Below are 25,236 nucleotides of genomic sequence, written 5' to 3'. Positions count from 1 at the left end.
AATATACTCCACTTAAATGAATAATTACTGGGCAGCTGTACCAGCAGGTGTCCCAGGAGCATCTTGCGCGCCGCCCGTTTGGAATACGCGGCCATCTGGTAGGGTAATGCTGGTTGAGTAAGCAAACTTCTCACCGTTTTTAGCCAGGTAACCTTTTAACTTGATTTCAGTGCCTATGGGCAATGTGTTTTTCGTTAAGCCTTTTTGTTTAAGGCTGAAGGGTGCACCAAATTCAAATCCCCAGTTTTCTATTTCGCCTTTGGCGTTTTTAACATCCACAAATATCCAGCTGTGTGGGTTTACCCATTGTCCCTTGGTAACAACACCGGTGAGCTCCACGGGTTTTTGTGCATCAAACTCTGCAGAAAATGCGTGGTGCGCATTTGCTGATAATGACGAGCCAAGCAGAGCTGTGGTAGCAACTGCTAAAGCAAAATTTTTGGTAACAAAACTGCGCATAACAAACTCCGGAAACTTTCGCTAAACAATAAATGATAGTTTTAGATGTGATCTACCAAAGGTGTTTAGCAAGCATTAGGCCAATGTCTTTGCTTTAAGTTACTGTTTTTATAAATCTAATTGGTTGCTAAAAAAATCAGCAGACGCAGGCTTTAAACGCTCAATAAATCGGCAATTCCCTTAATAAGTTCTCGATAAAATTCAGAATGGTTAAATCACAAAGACACTTATGCCCAGCTAAGATGTTATAAATTCAACACAGGCTGAGTGTTAATAATTATCACTTCCGGAATTTGCTTTAATTCAAGCAAGGCGGGTGTTTGATTTTGAACAGTGTCTTGTTGAAATGACGTCCTTGTCATTCGCTAAAAATCATCCTTAACAGGACATGCCTCGGTGCATGCATTCGTGTGGCAAAAATTATTTGGCACCTAGTCCAAATCCACCATTGTTTTCAGCGCAGATACGCTCGTAACGATCAAGCTTGATATCCTTACCTGAATGAGTCGCAGGTTCAGCTTCAAAATGCCAACCGTTGGTTTGATCTTTTTCTGAATATTTGCGTGCAGGAATAGTCACGGTAAAAGGTCTTGTGTAAACACTGGGATCTTCAAAAACTGCAACGTAGTTGTAGCGTGTACCCTCGTTGTTAAAAATGTAACGCTCCTGAATCTTTGCATTTTCACTAAGGAACTCGCCAGTACGACCAAAGAGTGCTTTACCGTTATGGTTGGTCACATCCACCACCAAAGTATTACCTTCCCAGTGACCGCGTGAGTCGCCATTCCACAATTTAATATTGGCTGCTAAATGTGGTTTCTTATCCAAATGAATAATGCGTGTGCCAGAATTGAATTGAAATAAAACATAACCGGGGTACTGGCTAATTTCATAGCCGTGCCAATAAAATGATTTTGGAATACCGCCAGGAGCGCAACGTGCCAGAGGTTCAATATATTCAGGCTTTACCGGATTATGGAAACCCACCTGAAATTCTTTTACCTTTGCCAAAGCCCAGGGTTGAAAGGGCAGTTGTCCATCCGCAGGATCACTCACACGACTTGGTGCGCGTGATTCGCGCGGTCCCTGGTCTGCGCGGCGGGGATTTGGATCGTTGGGAATTCCGCCTTGTGGGTCAGTAAAGTTATTGTGGTTACCAATAGTGTTAGACCAGTGACCGGAAATATTTGGTTGGCCATCAGCCGTACGTGGGCCAGTCCATTTGCCTGATGCAATAGGGCTGAATTTTTTTTCATTGGCGATGCCGCCACCTTGTGCGGGTGCCGGGGTTGCGGCAGGGGTCGCTGCGGGTGTCTGGGTGGTCTGAGCAGCTGCAGGTAAAACTGCAAAGCCAAGAACTAATGTTATCAACCCCGTCAGGCCGATGTTCCGATGAAAGATTTTGGTTTTCATAACTTCCTCATAAATGTGTTTACAAGCCGATAGCTAATTAATAAGCCGTGCACAAGGCAGTAGCTTTATTGCTTGGGCGGTTTCGGCGGATAGAATTCGTCGTATTCCAATGTGAATCTGTAGTCCTCAATGAGCTGGAAATTCGGCTCGCGATGACGATGTAAAATCACACTGATATTCCATGGCCGACTAAATACATTTACGTCTTCGATGGTGGCTTTATATTCAATAGTATTGCTGTCCAAAAATTTCCATTTTTCGACAACATGCAGTGCATCGCTGTGATAGTTACCGGCTTTATCAAACCAGGTTCGGTCGTTAAAGTTTTTTACGTCCACCACCAAGGTGTCGCCATCCCACTTACCGCGCGAATCACCCAGCCACCAATCATTGGGATCTTTTGGATGATCAGTATTATTGGTGTAAATGGTGCGCACAGAGTGACCGAACTGGTGAACCAAAAATAAATCTTTTTCGCGTTGAAAAATCTGGAATGGTTCCGGGTAATACACACTGCGTGGTACGCCAGGTGTATAACCTTTCAAGGTTGGATCATCAGTATTTCGGTTTTCAAAATTTTTCTTTTTTTGTTCCAGCGCACTAGGCAGATAGGGGATTGTTCCACCTTCAACCACACCAGCACCCGGAGGCGCATCCTTGCGATTTGAGTGAGGCTCCAAATCGAAATCGATTGCACTTGTGGCTTCCCATATGCCAGAAAAATCAGGTTTACCATTTGCCAGGCGCGGAACATTTTCTTTGGTTGCGGCAAGTGCAACACCACTGGAAAAAACCAGGATCAAGGTGGCCAAGGTAAATAGACCGGCAAACTTGGTTGAAACACTTTGCGTTGTTGCAAACCGTGTTTTGGTTACAAGTAATGTGTTCAAGAATTAAATCCTCTGAATAAATTTTAATATTTATTGGGGCGCAGCTTGGGTGGCTGGTGCATCTGGTGCACCGCCAGTTGCAACGCTGCGGCCATCAGCCAAAGTTGCGCTCACTGCGTAACCAAAGTTCTGGCCGTTTTTAGCGCGGTAACCTTTAATTGCGATTTCACTGCCCGGCGTTAAGGTCCCTTTGGTGATGCCTTTTTGCTTCAAGCTAAACGGCGCGCCAAATTCAACGCCCCATTGCTCGAGCGTGCCATCACTTTTTTTAACCTCCAGATACAACCAACTGTGTGGGTTTACCAGCTCCAGTTTTTTAACAACGCCTTTAAGTTCAATAGGTTTAAGCGCGTCGAATTCTGCAGAAAATGCGTGATGTGCACTTGCATAACCCGCGTAAGAAAAAAGGCTTACTAACGCACATTTGGTAAATAGATTTTTGGTGTTCATAAAAACTCCTGTTGCAAATGATATTTATTGGATTATCCAGTCTTACAATTTTCCGGTGAAAATAATTCCAACCCAGCGAGGAGTACTTGGTGTATAACCGGTCCAGCCTTCAACGTGGTTGTCGCCATCCAGCGCGTTTTTCACAACTATATTCGCGTCAAAGGAGCCGCTGAGGGTGCCAAGGCCAACACTCAAATCAAGCGAGCCTGCTGCATCGAATTTGTCGTAAATTGAGCGGCTGGTTTTATAGCTGCTACTGTATTTGTAGTTTGCGCTTGCATGGAAATTTCCATTTTCAAATACGGGCACGCTGTAATTCGCACCCAGTGTTGTTGTGAACTTGGGCGCATTAGGTAAGTCTTCGCCTTTAACATTTGAAAACTTATTAAAGCCTGGCGTTGTGCTATTAATTTCGTTTGGTTGCGCAAGGAATGCATTTTCGGAATAGGTGGCATCGTTGTATGCAGTAGCAATACGCAGTGTCAGGTTTTCAAAGCCGCTGTAAAATGCATCAATCTCAATGCCTTTAACGCGTACTCCGGACAGGTTGCCTACAACGCTTTGGTATTGTTGTGAATCGGCGAGCGACACAGTTGGGTTGGCCGCGCGATAAGCTGCTGTCGCAACTGGGTCAGGCACACCTACAGTGGTTTGGAAATCTTTAATGTCGTTGATAAAAATATCAGCATTAAGTGTTAGCGTTTTGTCGAGAAGTGATGATCTGAAACCCAGCTCATAACCTGTGGTGCGCTCTTTATCTACCAGACTAGCAACGCCAGTAGTTGAGACTTGTGCGATACCACCTTTTTCCCCGTATTGCACAGTTCCGTAAACAGTGAGTGATTCGCTAATTTTATCGGAGAGGCTGAGATTTCCAGCGTAGAGTTCGCCGTCCCATGCAGGCGCTTTAACTAAACCAAACACAGAGTTAGGTTGTAGAGTTCCGTTACGAACTTTTGCAGCATTAATTAATTGTGTTTTTTGTGCCGCTGTTAATGCGCTCCATCCTGCTGCGCCGAAATAACGGCTCGCCAAACGGTCTGACGCTGCTTCACCGCCAGCAATGCGATCGGTGAATGTGGTTGTGCCACCAAAAGCATTTGTTAAATCTGCACCTACACCATTATCAAAAATTAAACTGGTGAGGCTGGTGTTACGTTCTTCCTGGGTAATACGTGCGCCTGTGGTTAAGGTGAACGCTTCATTCAAATGCCAATTAGCTTCACCAAAAATTGCTTTGCTTTCATTTTTAACAAGTGCGTAAGGGCCTTTATAGGCATAGTTGAGTGAGTCACGCAAAAGTGCTTGACCAGATGCTGAAGCTGCAAGGCTGTTGTAAAGTGCATCGCTCGCATAAAAAGCACCGGCATCATCACCATAACGAGTACGGCTACCCAAGGAATTATTATCAGTGCTCAAATAATAAATACCGGCTTGATAATCTACCCAATTACCTTTTTCAGAAACTAACTTTAATTCCTGACTAATTTGCGAGTAGCTGGTGATATAGCCACCGCTCTTGGTGATATCAAAAGGCGTGCCTTCATCGTTTGCAGCACTAAACCAATGGCTTCTGTGACCAGTGATAGATTGCAACTCAACGCTACCTAAATCCCAATTGATATTAAGCGTTTCGCCTCTGGAACCGGTAATGATTGAACCGTTGTTATCAACGTTTACAGGATTCGCGTAATAATCACGTTCGGTATTCCAAAGTGTGCTGTCTTGATTAAACCAGGCGCGCAAATATTTTTTATAGGTTGCGTCTACAGAGCTGGCAGGGCGTGTAACACCATCGCTAAATGTTGTTGGCTCAGGATGTCTGTTAGTTAAACCATTAACGTTTTCAGAACCTTTTGGTTGAAATTCAACGCTGAGTTTTGCACTAATGTCTTCATTAGGAGTTAACAAAAATTGAATACGGCCAAAGGTGCGGTCCTGATTTTTATAACTGAAGCGACCTTCCTGATCCGGGAATTGGTTGATGAAAGGTCCCTTACCTTGTTCACGTTGAAATGTACCACGCCATGCGAGCAGGCCATCAATTACCGGGCCTCCCAAAATTGCTGTAGAGCGCAATGTGTCCCAGTCACCAAACGTTTGTTGCAATTCCGCACTCGGAGTAAAACTTGGTGCTTTGGTTTTAAAACTAATACGACCAATGTTTGAAGGCTTTCCTCCTTGGGTACCTTGTGGGCCACGCGTCACATCAACTGTGTCTATATCAATAAACGAATATCCGTTAGTAATTGGTGAGTAACCAATACTTACACCATCCAAAAGCGTACCAATGGTTGGATCAATTTGATCGTTAGAGCCGGTAGTAATGCCACGCAAGGTTAGGCTACCGGTACGCGGGTTACCGTAGTTGAAATTAACGTTACCTATACGATTCAACACTTCGGTGATTGTGGTTGCATCCAAACGATCTAGCTCTGTACCACTTACGATGGAGACAGAAGCAGGAACATCTTTTTGAGCTTCCAATTGGTTGCGACGACCCTGTACTTTCACCGCACTTAATTTAGTTGCATTAGATTTGGTATTTTCCGCCGGTTTAGTTGCGGGAGTTGCAGCAGGTTTGTTATTTGTTGCAGCAAGTTCCTGCTTGGCTTTTTGCAAGCTTGCTTCAAGATTGTTAATTTCTGCTTGGATTTCTGCTTGCGAGCGTTCACCTGCCGCAAAAGCCGAAGTGCTCATTAAGGTTAAGCCGGCAATAAAAAATGCTGCTAAAGGTTTTCTTTTGAATTGTGGTTTTAATGTTGTCGTGCGTGTTTGTGTGGCTTGCGATTCATGAGCGTTGGTCATATTTGATCTCCAGTTAATATACGGTGGAGATAGCAAGTGATATGCCAGCACAATTTCAATTTATAAAAGTTGTTAAAAAATGTTTAAAAATATTCAGGCTAATATAATAACTGTTGCTTTAATAAATTAACTATTTTGTTTTAAACATTTCTACAAATATATTTTCTATTCTTAGTGTTAATTTAAAGACAGCGCGTTTTGTCAGGTGTTGATTTGGATGCACGGATATTGCCTAATCATCAGGCTAAATCAGTGTTAGATAAAAATAAAAAAGCCCCTGAAGGGGCTAATTTAAAAGCGGCAAAATAAAATGCCAGCATGGGCTTTGATACTATCAATTAGGGCATTAGCATAATTAGTGTGTTGGACGTTTATCGCCCGGATACCAGAATTGTGAATGACATTGTTCACATGCGTGTTCAATTGCACCGCCAACAGACTCCAAAGCATCTACGTCTTTTGCATCTATAGCGGTAATTGCAAGTGTTACTGCATCATGCAAGTCTTGCGCATTTTTAATGAAAGCAGGGCGATTGGCTGCAATTAGCGCCTGAATTTCATCAGGCCCCAGTTCAACCGGATGAATCGATGTACTAGCTGTGGGGTGAGCAACTTGACGCCCTTCAATGATTAATAAATTACTTGCTTCACGTAATGCCAGAGCATGAAGTCTCAAGGCTGCCCAATCTTCATTCGTTGTAGGTCTGGTTTCTTCAACTCCTTGACTGGTAACAGTTGTCTTAATCGAATTCCAAATTGGATCCACATTCGGGTCAACAACTGCCAGCATTATTTCCTGGATAGTAGCACTTGGTCTGAAGGGAGATGCTTCCTGCTGCGTTGTATTTTTAGGACTGCAGGAAAATATGCCTATTACCAAAGAACTGAGTATTAGGAGTGAGATATTTTTTTTCATGAAAAGCCTATTTAATGAGTCGTTATATTTATGCCGCAACAAAACCTATGGCTCTACCGGCTAATCCAACGGCAAACCACAATGCAATTGAAATAACGGCAACGCTTTTTGCTAAATAGGGATTAGGTGTTTCAGTGGCAGTAACCTTTTTGTAAAGTGTGAATTGAACAACAAGTGCGGCTGCAAGTAGTTGAAACTTAAGCCAGAACGCAGGGTTCGGGTAATAAAGGCCTGCACTGGGTGCAAACATAAAAAAGCCTGACAAAAAAAGAAACGCCAATCCAAACCAAATGAGTCCATTGGTTTTTTTAACCAGTAGTCCTACGGGTTGATTTACTAATCCAACACCTAATAAACGTAAATTAACCAGGAGAATAGACGATAGGATAAAGATGAGTCCGGTAATATGAAATAACTGTGCAGCTATACCGAATAAACGGTTGGCTTGACCCATGCCAATACCAATTTCGCTATTTTGTAAGGCTAAAAAAAGTGCTTGTGTGCTCACGAAAAAAATCTCTTAAAAATTAAAAAGTGGAATCGAAATAGGGAATAAGGCGACCGAGGATAACCACCGTTGTCCAGGATATGAGAGATATCCAGCCAGCGATTTTTGCACCGGTTGGAAAGACAAGCTCGGAACCCCACTGGGTAACAGTGCGGCCAAATTTAATTTCAAACCAAAGTGCATTTAATCCAGCAAGGAAAATAAATAAAACCTTTAAGGGGAATAGAGGCGTCGCTAATAATCCTGGTCCGGCAGCAAAGGTTAATAAGATGCCGCTAGCAAAAGTCAGTGCAAAACCAATTAATAATATGGGGCGCAGTTGCTGTAAAACCTGGCTTACAGGTACATCGCGCAGGAACACACCTATAAGGCGCAAATCCGTAAATAAAATTAAGCCAAAAGATAAGGCAAGGCTGAGCAGGTGAGTACCTTCAACCAAAGGGTAAACGTAAAGTGATTCGCTCAAGGCCGTGCCTAGCGATGATTCGTACATTGTTTGAAGTAAATCAGTGGGTGTCATGAATTGCTCAGTTCGTTCAATAAAATTAAAAAATTGCTTCAGATTATAAATAGTTACTTCCCTGTAACACTTTCGTAAATAGGTGATTAGTTGATTTGTGGCAAATAACTAAATCGCTTTCCAATTATTTTTGTGCAGCAGCGTCAGTTGGCTTTTTCTCTGGCTTGGTGATTTTGATCAAGGTGCCACCTTCAGCTTCATAATCTTGAACACCCACAGCGCCCACAACTTTAAGCCCTTTGCTGGCCAACAAATCAGCACCTTTACCTGCGCGACCTGCGTGGTTAGAAATAGTGATTACGCTGCGATCTTTAGGAATGTAAGCAATATTGTTTTCCAACTCTTTAGATTGGATGCTCAGATAAACTGGCAAACCACCAATAGCGGTTAGTTCATCAGGGCGACGCAGATCAATAAAAACCACTTTGTCCGGTTTTGCCAACCAGGAATCCACTTGTGCACGGTTTAATTTTGGTGTTTTAGCTGTGTAAGCATGGGCTTCTTCAGCTGGCTTTTTGGCTGCATCATTTTGCGCGAAAGAGAGAGGAGCAGAAAATGCTGCTACTAAAGCCACTAATTTTACAAACGTCTTCATTGGTTTTACCTTATTCAATAAATGGGGACCACCAGAAAAATCTGGTCACCCAGAAACATCTGGGATAATCTAATTCAGCAACTAGCGTACCAGTCGTGCAATTATTTTTTAAATTTATAAAAAATCGTTTAAAGCCAGATGCGCAAAGGCGTGACTATTAACTGTTTAATAACTGGAAATATTTTTGAAAAACAAAAAGTTATTACAGATATATTTCTGCTTTTATTTCAACAGAATCAGTTTTTGGAGGGTGTTGAATTCTAAGCAGTTGTTGTATTTGAGTTAGAAATGAAAAATCAGATGTAAACAGGAAATGAAAAAATCCCCAAGCTATAAAAGCCTGGGGAAAACCTTGGAGAGGGTAAGTAAAAGTATTTTCAGGAAAATCGTGTAAATTATGTGCGAAGATTTTTATTAAAAAATTCTACCGTGCGGTGCCAAGCCAGTTTTGCTGCTTTTTCGTCATAGCGTGGGGTGGTGTCGTTATTAAAGCCGTGTTGTACATCTGGATAAATAAAGGCTTCGTATTTAACGCCAGCTGTTTTAAGCGCGGCTTCGTATTTTGGCCAACCTGCATTTACACGTTCATCAGCGCCCGCATAATGGATCAAGAGTGGAGCTTTGATTTTTGCAGCTTCAGTTTCTTCTGGTTGTCTACCATAAAATGGAACTGCGCCGCCTAAATCAGGAATGCGAGTGGCAAGTGTGTTAGCAACGCCGCCGCCATAACAGAATCCTACTACGCCCACTTTTCCATTGCTGCCCGGTAAATGCTTAAGAACATCTACTGACGTAGCAAAATCTTCAATGATTTTACTTTGATCGAGTTTTGGGAATAATTCGCGCGCTTTTTCCTCATCGCCAGGGTAACCACCCAAACTGAACAAGGCGTCTGGTGCGAAGGCAATAAAGTTATCCTTTGCCAAACGACGAGCGATGTCTTCAATGTGAGGATTTAATCCACGATTTTCGTGTACAACCAAAACGGTTGGCAGTTTTCCTTTGGCTTTTGCAGGCTTCGCTAAATAACCGCGAATTTTTCCGGTACCGTTTGGTGATGGGAATTCTTCATAGCTCACTTTAATGGTTTTATCGCTTGGGCTAACTTGTTGGGCTTCTGCAAAACGCGGGCTGAGTGCATCAAGTAAACCGGCAGCAGTAACACCGGCTACGGTGTATTTCGCCGCACCAGTTAAAAAACCACGGCGTGATGTTTGGCCATGCACGTATTGATCGAAAAGTTTAAGCACTTCCGGATGAAAATCTTTTGCGGTTTTACGGGTCATTTACATGCTCCTGTTGGATGTGAAATCCACTAACGAAAACGCCAATGGATTTGCAAATGTTTGTTTCGAAATTTTAGAAATTACTTAACTCTGCCTTTAAACCCGGGTGTTAATACGGCAATTTTGTAAGCAGCTCCGCGACCCACAACATACAGAGTTTTCTTGTCTTTGCCAGCGAATGCCAGGTTTTGTGGCTTTTGTGGAATTGCAATTACGCCCAAGGCATTTCCAGTTGCATCAAATATTTCAATGCCTTTGTTAGAGGCTACGTACAAGCGGCCCTCATTGTCTATAGCCAAGCCGTCTGCGCCGCTTGAAAAGCCATTTTCACCTTTTTCATAACCGGCCAGTTTTGCATAGTCTTTGCGCGCGCCTAATTTTCCGTTGCCCAGAATCGGGTAAGCCAAAATATATTCGCCTGCCGTATTTGCAACGTAAAGTGTTTTTTCGTCGCGGCTCAACTGTACACCATTCGGGCGTTCTACATCATTTAATACCTGGGTTATCTTTCCGTCAGCCTTTGCATAATAAACGGCCGGGCGTGCTGGCTCGGTATTCTCGCCTTTGGGTTGTACGCCAATATCGGTGAAATAAACGCCACCGCTTTTATCAATCACTAAATCATTCGGACGTTGGAAGGGTTTGCCCTGGTAGTTATCTACCCATACTTTTTCGCTCGCTTTCGGGTAGACAATGCCCACTTGCGGTTTGAGGTTTTGCACAGAAACAAGTTCACCTTTTTTGGTAAAAGCAAGGCCGTTGGTGCCGTTACTATTGTCAAAGTAAGTGCTAATGCTATTGTCTTCGGCAATGCGTGTTACGCGATTTGCTCGTGTCTCGGTGAAAATTAAGCTGCCATCGGGCAAGCTGATCGGACCTTCCGTGCCTTCAAATTTGTCTCTAATAAATTCAATTTGCGTGCCTTGCGCAACTACGCCATCTATCGCTGTTGTTGTAGTGTTTTCTGCATGTGTGCCAGCAGTTATTAACAACAGGCTTGCGGTAATCAAAGTGCGGGCCGGATGTTGGGAAAAAATAGAACGCATGGGATTCCTCTGGATTGGAAAAAGATAGATGTGTTAGTAGTTAGTTTTTGCTTTAGCCATCTGGAACAGGCGAGGGTGATTTGCAGGTATCGCGCCAATGTTCCGTTTTAGCTCGGTAGTCAGCAAATTTATTCGGGTTTTTTAATTGTTTGATTTTTAACGAAAATTTAAATCTATAAGTTAGGGTTACTTTTTTGTGGACAAGAATTCTGCTGCAAGAGCAGCAGGGCTTTGTAGTGGTGTTGAAAAAAAAGCAGCTGGCTATTCTTTCTGTACAGCTCAGAGGCAACAGGGATTTTCGGGATGCAAAAAAAAGGGGAGCATAATGCTCCCCAATACTTGATTGTTTTTAACGCGAAGAAATCCTTTTCTAAAAGGTTTAGCTAGCGAATTTAATTGAGCAACCGTAAGGCTTGGTACTTGGATTAGGTACTTTTTTGCCGCTGGCGATAGCAGTCAATGCTTCGCGAACATAATTGGTTGCACCGGCAATATCTTCTGGTTTGTTTGAGGCCACGTTATCTACACCGCCTTTATAAACCAATACGCCTTTATCGTTGATGATAAAAAAGTGTGGGCTGGTTTGTGCGCCGTAAAGTTTTGCCAAAGTACCTTCTGGATCAAGAATAGTATTAGTTGGGACAGCATTGCGGTCTTTATTGGCTTTAATTGCAGCAGCACCATCTACATAACCTTGTTTACCCGGTGCCGATGAAACCACTTGCAACCAGGTTATACCTTTAGCAGTAAATTCTTTTTGTAATCCAGGAATATTGCCGCTTTTATCGTAATGTTTTTTCACGAAAGGGCATTCGTGATTGGTCCATTCCAGGACAACAGTTTTGCCTTTGAGCGATGCGAGATCAATGGTTTTACCATCGGCTGTTTTAGCGGTAAAAGTTGGAGCTGCTTGATCTACAGTTGGCTCTGCAAAAACCTGCGAAGAAACGAGAGCGCAAGTTAATGCAACAAGGGTAGTGAGTTTGCGTAACATGGTATTAACTCCTGATTGTGGGTGGATAAAGTTTAGGTAAATAAAAATAAATCATTGTTGGGTTGTGATGGTGGAAAGTACGATATCGGGTGTTAGTAGTTGCGGTAACTTAATCGGCTTTGAGTTTTTTCCTGCAGGATAAAATACATAAAGTGGAACACCGCTACGACCGAATTTAGTCAGGATTGCAGTGATTTCTGCATCGCGTTTTGTCCAATCGCCTTTGAGATAAGTAATCTTGTTGGCAGAGAATGCATTTACGACTGTGCTATTACTCAATGCGACTCTTTCATTGACTAAACAGCTGATGCACCATGATGCGGTGAAATTTAAAAAAACTGGTTTACCTTCTGCTAATAAACTTTCAAGACGCGCAGGTGTGTAAGCTTCCCAATTTTTTTGTTCGCTGGAAGATTCGTTTGCCAGGTTTGCAGTTGCGTAAGTTTCCAGTCCGCGATAGCTGGTAAAGATTATTGCCACAACGATAGCAAGCGCAGCAATTGTGCCGACACGCTCAGTGCGTGGAGATGCATTGCGGGTTGTGTTGTAAAGCCATGCAGCAAAACTTAATGCCACCATTCCAACTAGTGCAATAATTACTGCGTTTGGACCCGCTTGCTGCGCAAGTACCCACACTAACCATGCAGCAGTGGCGTACATAGGAAATGCAAAGGCTTGCTTAGTTACTTCCATCCAGGCGCCAGGGCGGGGCAGCCAGCTTTGTAAGCGTGGCCAGTTAGCTAATAACAAATAAGGCAAGGCCAAACCGAAACCAAGGCTTAAGAAAATTGCAAATAATTTTGCGGAAGGTTGAGAAAGTGCGTAACCCAAGGCCGCGGCCATGAAGGGCGCCGTGCAAGGTGTTGCAGCTATAGTGGCGAGTACACCGGTAAAAAAGCTTCCGCTATAACCTTTGCGATCTGCAAGTGATGAGCCTACACCTGCAATGCTTCCGCCAATAACGAATACGCTGGACAGATTAAGTCCAACAACAAACATTAAATAGGCAACGAGAATTACAAATAGTGGCGATTGGAATTGAAATCCCCAACCGATTTGTGCACCGCCGGCTTTTAAAATTACCAGTATCGCCGCTAGCAGACTAAAGCTTACCAGCACGCCTGCGGTATACACCCAACCCTGCAAACGAACTTCTTCGGGTGCGTGGTCTGCATGGCGTACTAACGAAAGTGCTTTGAGCGAAAGCACGGGGAAAACGCAGGGCATAAGGTTCAGAATCAGCCCGCCGACTAATGCTAATAAGAGAGCAGATACAAACCCGATTTCTGGCGCTTTCTCAGTGGCGGGAGTTGTGGGAGTTAATTCAAGATTAAACCCGGTTGCTATTACACCTTCCGGTGTTTGCTCGGTAACAACCAAAACGCCTTTCAAGGGTTGATTAGGTTTTAGCGGCACTTCACCTGTTTTAAGTTTGAGTGAAATAGCAGACGCGGTTATTTGTTTTGGTTGATCGGCATTTTGTGCAATCACACCCCAGTCCGCGGGATAAAACCAAATATCTTTAATGTTTTTTGCTTGTGCTTCGGATATGCCTATATGCAAATTTAATTCGCCCGTTGCAGCATCAACACTTGCTGGCCACGGGCTTGTGACAGGTAGCTGCGCTAAAGCTTGCTGGATAAGTGGACTGCCACTACTTGCGGGGCGAGCACTTGTTACCACGGGTAAGCTTAAACTCAGCTCTACTTGTTGGGGAATACATTCTTCATTGCACACGAGCCAATCGACTGTGGCTTCTACTGTAAATTGACTGCCAACTAGCACGGTTGTTGGAACGGTAATTTTGCTGAGCAAGGTTACTTCATTTGAGTATCCATAATTAGTAATAGTGCCCAAGCTAATTCGGCCGGGAATTGGCCAGAGAATATCACTCGCGCTCGCACCCTCTGGTAATTTCCAGCTGATGGTTGTCGCTAAACCTGAATCGCCGGGGTTCGACCAATAGGTGTGCCAGTGCGGAATAATTTTTTGGTTTACACCAAGATAAATTTCGCTGCCCGGAGAAACTGAATCTACAGAGGCAAGGAGTTGTGCTGCAACTTGTTCAGTTGCAGCACGGTCGCTGATTGCATGTGATGCTTCTGTCGTTAATACTAATAACAGACAGCATAGAAAACGCCAGAAACCCATGGGCAATCCTTATTTCAAACGCGCTTGAATTTTTTGCAATCCTGCCAATGCGCAGGGTTCATCGGTTCTGCCACCGCCAACACCAATCGCACCAATAATTTCATCGCCAACTTTAATTAAGATACCGCCGGGACGAACATTAATGGTTGTATCTGCTGCAACTTTATCAGCCAGGGCTTTATCGGTTTTGGCTTGTTCGGCAAGTTGGCTTGTCGAAGCTTTAAAGTTAAGCGCAGTAACCGCTTTGTTGGTACTTGATGCAACACCGCGTGGTGAGGCACCGTCAGATGCTAATAACACTTTCAATACACCAGCAGAATCTACCACGCTGGTTGCAATTTTCTGACCGCCATCGGCAGCGCAAGTTTCATTTGCAATACGTGCTGCTTCAATTGCCAATTCAAGCGCTGGGCCACGTGCAGCTGGCACTTGTTGGCGCTGTTGACCAGCGGGAGCAGCTTCAGCAGGTTTTGCAGCTTCTTTAGGTGCATCTGCCGCAGTCACATTAAGTGCAGTAATACTAAGGGTAAGTGCGCAAAGGCTGGCTAATAAACTAGGTTTAAAGGTTTTCATAAATCACTCTCTTATAAATAAAAAAAGTAGAGCTGAATAAACAGCTCTACCCGTACTTGGGTCTTGCAATCCAATTTTTTAAAAAATTACAAGTTGTATTTAAGTGTTACGCTGGTGTAACGCGGTGCACCTATGTTGAGAGTTTGTCCAGCAGTTGCCGAATAAGTACTCTTGGATGTGGCGTAGTCGGTATCCAACAAGTTGCGGATATTCAACTGTGCTTCCCATTTTTTGTTTAAGGAGCCAATCGCCAAACTTAAGTTTGTTACGTTGTATGCATCCTGACGCGTAAAATCTGCATGGTTATCGTTGAAGTAAGAGCTTGAACGATAAGTGTTTTGCAAAGTGATACGACCAAGATAACCAGCAACTGGAGTTTGGTAATTTAAACCGTAGTTGATGACAACTTTAGGAACGTTGGCAATCTGTTGACCTTTAGCATCAAAATATTTATTGGTTGCTAACAGTTCAGGTGTTTGCACCAACCACTCAGCTTCATAAGTTGCTTTGTTGTAAGCAGCGGCCAAATTGAAATCAAGCTCTTGATTGAAACGGTAATTAGATTCCAACTCAATACCACGCGCGACCACTTTAGGCGCGTTACCCCAGCCACTAATGGTTTGGCCAGTTACGGTTGAATTTGGATCGTCACGACGCCATGAAGCCTGGTAGTCAGTTACTTCCGTGTTGTACAAATTAACGTTCAATTGCAAAGTGCGGCCTAGCAATAAACTTTTAATTCCCAACTCATAGTCCAACACTTTTTCTGGCTTGATGTAAGACACGAAACCTGCATCAGTGGGCGCAACATATTGTTGGAAATAAATGAAACCCGATTTAACACCTCTACCAACAGAAGCGTATAAATTCACGTCTTCACTTAATTTGTAGCTTGGGCTGATATTCCACGCGACGAGATTTGCATCAATATCATTAGCTTTCACAAAATCAAATCCGTTTGGAATGGGTACAGAGGCTAAACGAATATCTTTTGCTGCTTTAATTTGTGCCGCAGTTGCTCCATATAAAGCGCCGAGTGCATCAAGGTCTTCACCGGGGCGATCAATTTGTGTAGCAATTTTATTTTGTTTACTTTCTTCGGTATCACGAACACCAAACGACAAGGTTGCTTTGTCAGAAATGTGCCAGTCAGCTTGTGCATAAGCCGCCAAACTTTGTACGGTTGCATCAGTTGCTGAAGATTGATAAACACCGTCTAAAGATGCGCGCAACAATTCACGACCAGCTGCACGCAATGATGGAGTCGTGTTCGCAACTAAAGTCGTGTACTGAGCTGCTCTCGCATTCCATGCACCAGCATCTGGCCCATAGAAACTTGGGTCATCGCTGTAAACTTCAGCATCCAAATAATAAATACCCGCTTGATAATCGAATGCTTTTTTCTCAGCAGTATCTGAGGCTACACGCAACTCTTGCGAGAACTGATCGTTCCACAATTGCTGGCCGCTGTTGCTCACATAAAACTTACCGAATTGACCGCCGTTTTTAATATCAAAATCTTGATAGCGATATGCAGTAATTGATGTAAAGGTATGGTTTGCCACATGCCAGTCAAACTGTGCTGAAGCACCGTGTTGATTAGTTAATTGCGGACGTGCTTGTGAGTTTTCAATATCGGTAGTGCCAACTGGCGGTTGATAAACAGTACCGTCTGCGTTATGGAACCAGGCTGAGCGCTCAGCAAATTTACCCAGGTAACCTACGCTAGAGTATTGGCCTGAAGGTGTATAACCCGTGTTGGCAGTAATCGGTGTAGTAAGAGGGCGTGCAGTTCCATCAGCAAAAATGTCCGGGCCATTGGAAGCCAGTACGTTACCGGTATTTACACGCTCATCTGAACGTAATTTGTCGAAAATAAAACGCCCGGTGAAATCTTCGTTAGGCGTCAATAAAAATTGTATACGGCCTGCAACTTTGTTCTCTTCACGCCAGGTTTCGCGCGACTTTCCAAAATTTAAATAAGTATTGTCGTAAAGACCATCTTTGCGAGTTACCAGAAAGGTGCCGCGGTACGCCAGCAAATCATCAATTAAAGGGCCGGTAGTAGAAAATTTGCCTTGCAAAGTATTGAGTTCACCAGTGGTCACTTCAAATTTTGATGAGGGTTTAAAGCTAGGTGCTTTGGTTGCAATTTTAATTGCACCCAAAGAAGTATTTTTACCCACTAATGTGCCTTGCGGGCCGTACAAAACTTCAATGCGATCGAGGTCAACATAATCTGCCCAGGCTTGGCCTGAGTAATAAAGAGTTACGCCGTCAACGATTGTTCCTACGCTTTGCTCCATAGAATCGTTAGCGCCACCACGACCCAAGCCACGGATGCCGGGGCTCACTTTACGTGCGTTTTCGCCAGGGTTGTTGAGCTGCAAGTTTGGTGCAACTGATGGTAAATCCCACACAGATTTAATGTCATCGCGGTCAAGGCGTTCACCACCAATTACACGAACGGGCAGAGGAACTTCTTGCGCCGCTTCAGCACGGTTACGCGAAGTTACTACTACAGTTTCCAATTTAACAGCTTTACTTTTTTGCTGTTGCTTGTCCTTATCTGTTGCTTCATCTGCGGCATAAACATTGAACGATGTTAAAGAGGCACCAATAACAAAACTTATTGCGGTAGCAATAAACTTGCGTGTAAACGGCTGCGTGGTTCTCGCTGCGTTGGTGGATGCTTGCTGCACATTCAGCAAACGGGGATAACGCGAAATACTCATTAAATAACTCCAGCTATAAAAATCTTTGAATGGTTTACGAGCTTGGCTAACTCAATAAGTGTGCCAAGTGCTGGAAATCGCACCGTCCAAGTTTTGTATTTTTTCGGAAAACCTTGTCTGGCTTGAGGTTGCGGCTATCGCCAAGTTTTTTTAGAAGCTGGAATCTTGTTTGTAAAAAACATCTTAAAGTTTGATGGGTGTTGGAAATTCAACAGGCCCATGATGATTAGATTGCAGCATGTTTTTTGCTGCTGTTAATTATTCAACATTAAATTTTTGTCGTTATAAGCTAATAAATAAATAGTCTTTTTTATTAAAAAAGTATTTCTCTAGTATCGGCGGTTCAATCGTCATCTTAAAGTTTTCGTTAATATATTGTTGTTGCTAACGAAAGGATCAATCACTATTTATTATTAGGAATTTTTAAATGCTCTTGCTTAATACGCCCCCGTTGTCTTTCAATTATCGACCGCGATTTTCAAAATTTAAACAGCTAGCGCTTTATAGTTCCATTGCTGCACCATTGTTGTATTCCGCTAATTTATCTGCGCAAACCGCTTTAGTTAAATCTTCAACTGCTTTAATTGCATCGGCTGATGCCAGCCTTGCTGTAGCTGACGCTATAGATGAAGTCATTATTTTCGGTCGCGGTGAAAAACTTATCGGTGTGGCTGGCGCGGCCAGCGAAGGTTCTGTGGGTGGCGATGATTTGCTCGTGCGCCCAATGCTACGTGTTGCAGATTTATTGGAAGCAGTGCCGGGAATGATTGCTGCGCAACACTCGGGCAGTGGCAAAGCCAACCAATATTTTTTGCGCGGTTTTAATTTGGACCACGGTACCGACTTCACCACTTATATAGATGATGTGCCCTGGAATCTTCGAACTCACGGCCACGGTCAGGGCTATTTGGATGTGAATGGTTTAATTCCTGAAACGGTGGAGCGCGTTGATTATCGTAAAGGAACTTACCGTGCTGCTGCCGGTGATTTTTCTATGGCGGGAAGTGGGCACTTTAAAAGTATCGATAGTCTCGGTGCTCCATTTCTTGCAGTTGAAGGTGGAAGCTATGGATGGGGTAGGGTCGCTGGAGGCGGTACAACCGAAGTGGGTGATGGCAAGTTAACTTTTATTGGCCAGTACAAAACTTATGATGGCCCTTGGGAATTGCCAGAAGATCTCCAGCATAAATCTGTGTGGGGTAAATATTCCGAGAAGACGGATTACGGAACCTGGGATCTTTCTTTGTCTGGTTACATAGCGACCTGGCATCCTACAGAGCAAACACCGGAAAGTGCATTTGGCAGTGAGAATTGCAAAGACGAATTTTGCTCGCTTGATCCATCAGCCTATGGAAAAACCAATCGCTGGATTTTAACCAGCAATTGGTTGGGCGATGATTGGCGTGCAACGCTCTATGGTCAATTCTACGATTGGCACATGCTGTCTAATCCCACCTACACAGAAGATGGCCAAATTGATCAGTTTGATCGCCGCAATACCTTCGGTGGGCGTTTTGAACGCATCTTTTATAAGGGCGATGAATTTGATGTGTTGGTCGGCGCTGAATGGCGTTACGATAAAATTTCGAAAGTGGGTTTGAATGCAACTCGATTGGGCTATTTTATCGCCAACATTAGTGACAATAAAGTTGATGAAAACTCTTTGGGTGTTTATGTCGAATCCAATTGGCGTCCTCTAGAAAAATTGCGTCTTACTGCCGGTTTTCGCGCAGACGTTTATGACTCCAGCGTAGCGGCTAATTCTGGCTCTGGCGATACCATAAATGTTGGTGATAGCACAGATAATATTAGCTCGCCTAAATTGGGAATCGCTTACACGTTGACCGATCAAATTGAGTTGTACGGAAACTGGGGGCAGGGCTTTCACTCGAATGACGCGCGTGGTGTAGTCAATAAAGAAGTATCTGTTCCTGCGTTAGTCCGCGGTAGCGGTTATGAAAGTGGCCTGCGTTTTGAGCAAGGCAATTTTAAAATTAGCGCGGCTTATTGGTGGTTAAATTTATCGAGCGAATTAATTTTTGTGGGAGACTCCAACTCCGTAGAACCTAAGGGTGGTGCTAAACGCCAGGGTTACGAATTGGTCGCTTTTTGGAAACCTGTAGAGTGGCTTGGGATTGATGCAGTTTATACCGGCAGCAAGGCGCGCAACATCGACCCGGAAGAATCGGGCGGTGAATACGTTGAAGGTGCCGTAGAAAATGCGGGTGAAATTGGCGTTGCTGCAACACGTAATGGCTGGGAGCTTAGTGCACGTTTACGTTACCTGGGTTCTTATCCTTTATTGCCAGATAACTCGAAGCGTGCAGACGGTGAAACCATGTTGAACGTTCGCCTTGCCTATGAGTTTGAAAAAATCACTGTTTACGGTGAGGTATTAAACCTGCTCGATCACGATGGCAAGGACATTGTTTACTACTATGAAAATGCTTTTGATCTAGAGGGTGGTCGTGTAAGCCGCGCTGAAGAACCCCGTTCAGTACGCGTAGGGTTAAAATATAATTTCTAGCTTTATTTTCCCTTTCATATTTTCCTTCGTTGCTAAAGCCTCTCATTTTTGTCCAGGGATTAAGATTGAGAGGCTTTTTTCTGTTTTGGTTTCAGGTGTACAGAATTCAACAGGGCTGATTGGTGGTGTTTGTTTGAAATTCAACACGTGTGCAAATATAAACAGGATTTTTTAGCGGCTTGTTACTTCTGCAGATACTTTTTTGTACTGGCGCAATCTATGTTTATGAAAGCTTATTAAAATCGGGCGCCATATTTTTTATCATTTCTTCTAGATATCCAAGAGAAACCTTAGCCAATATTAAATCTTTATTACACTAATTTTTCATTCCGATTAAATTTTCTTCCTTATAACTATTTTAATTTTGTTTCACTTAACTCATCTAAAAAAACATCTTCGCTGGCATAGATATGGCATAAGTATCATCAAGCAACAAGGTTAAATTTTTTGTTCGCTTTAACCCTTATCTGTTTTGTCTGAGGAAAATTTATGAAGCTGTTTACCAAACACGCTGCGCTCTTTGCGGCAACCCTATTAATTTCATCTACTGCTTTTGCAAAAGATATTACCTTGTTAAATGCATCTTACGATCCAACCCGTGAACTCTATGTAGAGTACAACACCGCTTTCGCTAAATACTGGAAAGAAAAAACGGGTGATGTTGTTAAGGTTGAGCAATCTCATGGTGGCTCTGGCAGTCAATCACGTGCAGTAATTGATGGTCTGCAAGCTGACGTAGCCACTTTGGCTTTGGCTGCAGACGTAGATGCCTTGGCAAAAAAAGGGAAGTTATTAGCAGATAACTGGATTACCCGCTTACCTAACAACAGTGCTCCATACACCTCTACTATTGTGTTCCTGGTGAAAAAAGGCAACCCGAAAAAAATCAAAGACTGGGATGATTTAATTAAGCCTGGTGTTGAAGTCATTACTCCAAACCCAAAAACTTCTGGCGGCGCACGCTGGAATTATTTGGCAGCTTGGGGCTACGCGAGAAAGAAATTAGGTTCTGATCAAGCAGCACAAGATTTCGTTGCGAAGTTGTATAAAAACGTTCCTGTGCTGGATTCCGGTGCTCGTGGCTCAACCACTACCTTCGCACAGCGCGGTGTAGGTGATGTGCTTTTGGCATGGGAAAACGAAGCTCATTTGGCATTGAAAGAATTCGGTGCAGACAAATTTGATATCGTTGTTCCATCAATCTCCGTTCTTGCTGAGCCGTCTGTTGCAGTAGTGGATAAAAATGCTGAAGCAAAAGGCAACACTGCTGTAGCTCAAGCATACTTGAGCTACCTCTACAGCAAAGAAGGCCAGGAAATTGCTGCCAAGAACTACTACCGTCCACGTGATGCACAAGTTGCAGCGACTTATGCCAAAAACTTCCCGAAACTCGCATTCGTTACTATCGATGATTTTGGTGGTTGGGGTAAGGCGCAGCCAGAACACTTCGGCGATGGTGGCATTTTCGATAAAATTTACGTTAAGTAATTTTTACGCTAAGTCGATAAAACCCGGACAACACCTGCCATGTGCAGGTGTTGTTTTATGGAAAAGGCAATTTTCTATTCGCGAATTTTGTTGGTTTTCATTAACTCGTTTGTCGTCTGAATATTTATTTTTTAGTTATAACTTTAGATTTATAAATTCCTTATGATTTTCGAATTTAACTTTTACAATGCGTCACATATTGAGCCTTATGGCAATTTGTATTCACTGCAAAATAAATCTGAGGTCACATCGTGAGCGACTCATCTAAAGAACCCGTTGTGCTTTCTCTGGAAGGTGGTAATGCCCAACCCTTATCTGTACGCGCTAAGGCGTTGGTTTTCTCTGATCCAATTTCAGCAGAGTTGTTAGAATATATTGAACGAATTTCACCCAGTGAAGCGCCTGTATTAATCGGCGGTGAAACAGGCACGGGTAAAGAATTGGTTGCTCGCCATATCCATTTGTTGAGCGGTAGAAAGGGGCCTTTCCTTGCAGTGAACTGTGGAGCGATTAGCGATCACCTGGCAGAAAGCGAACTCTTTGGCCATGAGGCAGGATCATTCACCGGTGCTGCGGGCAAGCGTGAAGGTTGGTTTGAAGCGGCTAATGGCGGCACATTATTTTTAGATGAAATTGGCGATTTGCCTCTTCCGTTGCAAGTAAAACTATTGCGCGTGCTGCAAGAAAAAGAAGTAGTACGTATCGGATCGCGTAAATCTATTGCCGTTGACGTGCGTTTGGTTGCAGCAACCAACGTGGATTTGGATTACGCGGTTTCTGCCGGGCATTTCCGCCGTGATTTGTTATACAGAATTAATATTGCACACGTTAAACTTCCACCACTGCGTGACAGACCGGGTGATGTATTGCCACTCGCAGAACATTTTTTGAAAACCTATAGCCAACGCATGGGCTATAAACAACGCCCGCAATTTTCGGCAGAGGCGGTAGATTTATTGTTGCATTATTCCTGGCCGGGCAATATTCGCGAGCTGGAAAACGTAGTTCATTTTGCGCTTTTGGTGGCCGGTGCGGATACGATTGATGCATCTCATTTGAAGGTTACCGGTGGTTGGGAAACCGGTGCGCCACGCAGTTCCCAAGCTTATCCAGAGTCGCGCCCTAAGCCTCACATAGCGGGTGTGCCACAAAGTATTCATTCGTCTTCCAATGTTCCGCAAGATGACCCCTTGGCAATTATTGCGCAACAGTTGCGTAGGTTATTTACCGAGCAGGGCGATGGACCGCACTTTGAGCGTTTGGAAAGTTTAATTGTGCATCAGGCGTTTGCTTATGTACGTTCCAATCAAGTTCATGGTGCTGCCTTGTTGGGAATTTCCCGTAATGTAATGCGCACTCTGTTGAAGCGCCATGGTTTGTTAACTGACAATAGCTATGGAAGAGCGGGAGATTATGAAGACCCTACGGAAGTGCAGCTAGCTGAGTTGCAAGCCGGGTGATTTACGCTAAATATTTACAAATTGAGCAGTAAAAATTAAAGAAAAAAACCTCAGGTATCAACGATGCCTGAGGTTTTTTTATAGCGATAATTCAACTAAATTCCGCAATAGCCTTTCACAAAATCAGCATGGCTTGGGAGTTGCGCCACACGTTTTTTAATACCTACAGCGAACTCTTCAATTGATCTTTTTAGATCATCCTGATTCATTACGTTAACAATGGGATGGTAAGACTTCGGATAAATTCGTTGGCCTAACATGACTTGTGTCCAGGAATCTATGCGGAAGATTTCGCCATCACCTTTAAATGCTAAACCGCTATCTGCAAATAATTTTATCCGGTGCGCCAAAGTTTCCGGCACTTCCATATCGCGGCAATAGCGCCAGTATTCAGAATCACTACGCTCAGTCGCTTTGTAATGCAGGATGACAAAATCGCGAATGCTTTCAATTTCAAATGCCGATTGCTTGTTGTATTCCGCAACATTGACATCGTTAATGCCATGGTTTGGGAAAAGTTTAATCAAGCGCAATATGCCAGACATAATCAAATGAATGCTGGTAGATTCCAGTGGCTCGATAAATCCGCTCGCCAAACCTAATGCAATACAGTTTTTATTCCAGCCCTTCATGCGGCGGCCAGTTTTAAATTTAATCACTCGAGGTTCGGTAATGGCGGGCCCATCTAAATTGGATAAAAAGGTTTTCTTTGCATCTTCATCAGAAATAAAACGCGAGGAATAAACCATTCCGTTGCCTACACGGCTTTGTAAGGGGATTTGCCACTGCCAGCCGCTTGGATGTGCAATAGCGCGCGTATAAGGGATTGCTGGGCCCACACTCTCGGTTTGTACAGCAATGGCGCTATCGTTAACTAACCAGTGTGACCAATCCTCGTAGCCAGTGTGTAATGTCTGCTCAATTAACAAGCCGCGGAAACCGGTGCAATCGATAAATAAATCACCGTCAATGACCTGACCAGATGTTAATTTTAAGCTTTGGATAAATCCGTTATCGCTATTGGTGGCAACTTCTGCAATTTTTCCTTCAACGCGTTTTACGCCGCGTTTTTCGCTGAATTTGCGTAAAAATTGCGCGTATAAGGTTGCGTTGAAATGGTAGGCGAAATTGATGCGCGGATTTTCGGTAATCGCAAATTTGTTTTCCTTGGCTGCTTGTAGTTCTAAACAAAAATCGCCGAATTCAGCAGTTGAACCAAGCTCGCGCAGTTTTAACCAAAAGTGTTGGAAATCGGCGGCCCAAAACTCTTTGCCGGTTTGACCGAAAGAGTGGATATATTGATCGCCAATTTCGCCCCAGTTTTCAAAACTGATGCCGAGTTTGAATGTGCCTTGGGTGGCACGTAGAAATTCTTGCTCATCAATACCAATTAATTTGTGAAAGGCTTGCATAGGTGGAATGGTTGCTTCACCCACGCCTACAGTGCCAATTTCATCAGATTCAATCAGGGTGATTTCAATAACTTGGCCGAGCTGACAGGAGAGTGTGGCAGCAGCCATCCAGCCGGCGGTTCCGCCGCCTGCAATAACAACTTTTTTTACCGGGCTATTCATGGAGACTCCAATATTTTTATGTGTAATCAGTTATAGCTAATACGTGTGCCGAATTTATCAGGCAGATGTTTTAGCGAGTAATGAATTACGTTTTTCTATTAATGTTTGGATGTTTGCCATGGAGGCAATAACCATATAGGCGGAGAATAAAAAGCCGGTGCTGTTGAGTTCTTGAAGGGCTGCGCCATCCAGTTGGTAAAGTTTCTCTTCATTAACGGTGAAATTATTTATCAGGCTGTATTTTTTGCCATCAATAAATTCAATGTTGAGTGTGAAGGGCTCAAGCAAATCCCATTTTTTAAAGGCATCAAACATGGCTTTGCTGGTGGGTACGCCGTCTTGAATAACAAGTAGCATACGTTGAATGCGTTCTAAATATTCGCTGTTACCACCATAGGGTAAAAACACGGCTGCGCCTTGGTCGTTTTTGCTGATGCGCGGGCTATCCATATCGACATGAACAGCGACACGTTTAATAGGTGCGCCGTCCTGGGTATCATTTTTGTAGCCGATCAAAAATGGATCGCGATTAATAGCGGCGGGAATATAGTTGGCGTTCCAACCTTTTTCATCCAGAAATAAATTTTCTCCTTCCTCGAAGCCGAGCATGGCAACCGCCTGGAATTCATCGGTATCAGGATTGCGTTGAAAAAAAATAGGGTACTCATTTTGTATCGCGCGAAATTCGGTAGGGAAGGTAATTACGCCGCGTTGGTTATCGCCGAACTCGGCAGATTTTTTAGTAATAATTTTTAAATCTTTGTGGGTGATATTGTCGAGCAAAACATGGTTAGTCATTGTGGATCCTTGGTATTCGATGGAGAGCTGCAATTGTTTATAATT

20 protein-coding genes are annotated in these 25,236 nt (G+C 43.5%); 3 read left to right on the top strand and 17 right to left on the bottom strand.

What is annotated here, in order from left to right; translation table 11 throughout:
• Positions 1-24: 24 nt before the first annotated feature.
• The 15 genes from IE104_RS08015 to IE104_RS07945 all read right to left on the bottom strand — a co-directional run bounded on the left by IE104_RS08015 (position 25) and on the right by IE104_RS07945 (position 17,344).
• The gene (locus IE104_RS08015; protein WP_189417362.1) at positions 25-459 is read right to left on the bottom strand and encodes a DUF6152 family protein; all 435 of its coding nucleotides are present in this window, start codon (positions 457-459) and stop codon (positions 25-27) included.
• A 420-nt stretch (positions 460-879) separates the two neighbouring features.
• Entirely contained in the window at positions 880-1,872 is a 993-nt protein-coding gene (locus IE104_RS08010) for a hypothetical protein (protein ID WP_189417361.1), read from the bottom strand.
• Between the two features lie 65 nt (positions 1,873-1,937).
• Positions 1,938-2,762 (bottom strand): hypothetical protein, encoded by an 825-nt coding sequence (locus tag IE104_RS08005; RefSeq protein WP_229837717.1) that lies wholly within the window; start codon positions 2,760-2,762, stop codon positions 1,938-1,940.
• Between the two features lie 30 nt (positions 2,763-2,792).
• On the bottom strand, positions 2,793-3,212 hold the full coding sequence (locus tag IE104_RS08000) for a DUF6152 family protein (protein WP_189417360.1): 420 nt from the start codon (positions 3,210-3,212) through the stop codon (positions 2,793-2,795).
• A 42-nt stretch (positions 3,213-3,254) separates the two neighbouring features.
• Positions 3,255-6,020, bottom strand: a complete 2,766-nt coding sequence (locus tag IE104_RS07995) for a TonB-dependent receptor (RefSeq protein WP_189417359.1) — start codon at positions 6,018-6,020, stop codon at positions 3,255-3,257.
• Between the two features lie 355 nt (positions 6,021-6,375).
• On the bottom strand, positions 6,376-6,810 hold the full coding sequence (locus IE104_RS07990; RefSeq protein ID WP_189417358.1) for a cytochrome c: 435 nt from the start codon (positions 6,808-6,810) through the stop codon (positions 6,376-6,378).
• A 154-nt stretch (positions 6,811-6,964) separates the two neighbouring features.
• Positions 6,965-7,444, bottom strand: coding sequence for a DUF6644 family protein (locus tag IE104_RS07985; RefSeq protein ID WP_189417357.1), 480 nt, complete (start codon positions 7,442-7,444; stop codon positions 6,965-6,967).
• A 19-nt stretch (positions 7,445-7,463) separates the two neighbouring features.
• The gene (locus IE104_RS07980; RefSeq protein WP_229837716.1) at positions 7,464-7,964 is read right to left on the bottom strand and encodes a DUF6644 family protein; all 501 of its coding nucleotides are present in this window, start codon (positions 7,962-7,964) and stop codon (positions 7,464-7,466) included.
• Positions 7,965-8,088: 124 nt separating this feature from the next.
• The gene (locus IE104_RS07975; RefSeq protein ID WP_189417356.1) at positions 8,089-8,559 is read right to left on the bottom strand and encodes a rhodanese-like domain-containing protein; all 471 of its coding nucleotides are present in this window, start codon (positions 8,557-8,559) and stop codon (positions 8,089-8,091) included.
• A gap of 395 nt (positions 8,560-8,954) precedes the next feature.
• Positions 8,955-9,845, bottom strand: coding sequence for a dienelactone hydrolase family protein (locus IE104_RS07970; protein ID WP_189417355.1), 891 nt, complete (start codon positions 9,843-9,845; stop codon positions 8,955-8,957).
• A gap of 80 nt (positions 9,846-9,925) precedes the next feature.
• Entirely contained in the window at positions 9,926-10,891 is a 966-nt protein-coding gene (locus tag IE104_RS07965; protein ID WP_189417353.1) for an SMP-30/gluconolactonase/LRE family protein, read from the bottom strand.
• Positions 10,892-11,270: 379 nt separating this feature from the next.
• Positions 11,271-11,885, bottom strand: coding sequence for a redoxin domain-containing protein (locus IE104_RS07960; RefSeq protein ID WP_189417352.1), 615 nt, complete (start codon positions 11,883-11,885; stop codon positions 11,271-11,273).
• Between the two features lie 51 nt (positions 11,886-11,936).
• Positions 11,937-14,036, bottom strand: a complete 2,100-nt coding sequence (locus IE104_RS07955; protein WP_189417350.1) for a protein-disulfide reductase DsbD family protein — start codon at positions 14,034-14,036, stop codon at positions 11,937-11,939.
• Between the two features lie 9 nt (positions 14,037-14,045).
• Positions 14,046-14,609 carry a heme-binding protein gene (locus IE104_RS07950; protein WP_189417348.1) on the bottom strand — a complete coding sequence of 188 codons (564 nt, stop codon included), beginning with the start codon at positions 14,607-14,609 and terminating at the stop codon, positions 14,046-14,048.
• Between the two features lie 86 nt (positions 14,610-14,695).
• Positions 14,696-17,344, bottom strand: a complete 2,649-nt coding sequence (locus IE104_RS07945; protein ID WP_189417346.1) for a TonB-dependent receptor — start codon at positions 17,342-17,344, stop codon at positions 14,696-14,698.
• Between the two features lie 427 nt (positions 17,345-17,771).
• Between IE104_RS07945 and IE104_RS07940 the strand changes: the two genes are divergently transcribed.
• From IE104_RS07940 to IE104_RS07930, 3 genes are all read left to right on the top strand, one after another.
• Positions 17,772-19,871, top strand: coding sequence for a TonB-dependent receptor (locus IE104_RS07940; RefSeq protein ID WP_189417344.1), 2,100 nt, complete (start codon positions 17,772-17,774; stop codon positions 19,869-19,871).
• A gap of 489 nt (positions 19,872-20,360) precedes the next feature.
• Entirely contained in the window at positions 20,361-21,359 is a 999-nt protein-coding gene (locus IE104_RS07935; RefSeq protein ID WP_189417342.1) for a sulfate ABC transporter substrate-binding protein, read from the top strand.
• A gap of 251 nt (positions 21,360-21,610) precedes the next feature.
• Positions 21,611-22,819, top strand: coding sequence for a sigma-54 interaction domain-containing protein (locus IE104_RS07930; protein ID WP_189417340.1), 1,209 nt, complete (start codon positions 21,611-21,613; stop codon positions 22,817-22,819).
• A gap of 95 nt (positions 22,820-22,914) precedes the next feature.
• Here the strand turns inward: IE104_RS07930 and IE104_RS07925 are convergent, their stop codons facing one another.
• Positions 22,915-24,393, bottom strand: coding sequence for a tryptophan halogenase family protein (locus tag IE104_RS07925; RefSeq protein ID WP_189417338.1), 1,479 nt, complete (start codon positions 24,391-24,393; stop codon positions 22,915-22,917).
• 57 nt (positions 24,394-24,450) lie between these two features.
• Entirely contained in the window at positions 24,451-25,191 is a 741-nt protein-coding gene (locus IE104_RS07920; RefSeq protein WP_189417336.1) for a SapC family protein, read from the bottom strand.
• Positions 25,192-25,236 lie beyond the last annotated feature (45 nt).

It is taken from the genome of Cellvibrio zantedeschiae (assembly GCF_014652535.1).
GTDB classification, from domain to species: Bacteria; Pseudomonadota; Gammaproteobacteria; order Pseudomonadales; family Cellvibrionaceae; genus Cellvibrio; species Cellvibrio zantedeschiae.
This window is presented reverse-complemented; position numbering and strand designations above follow the sequence as displayed.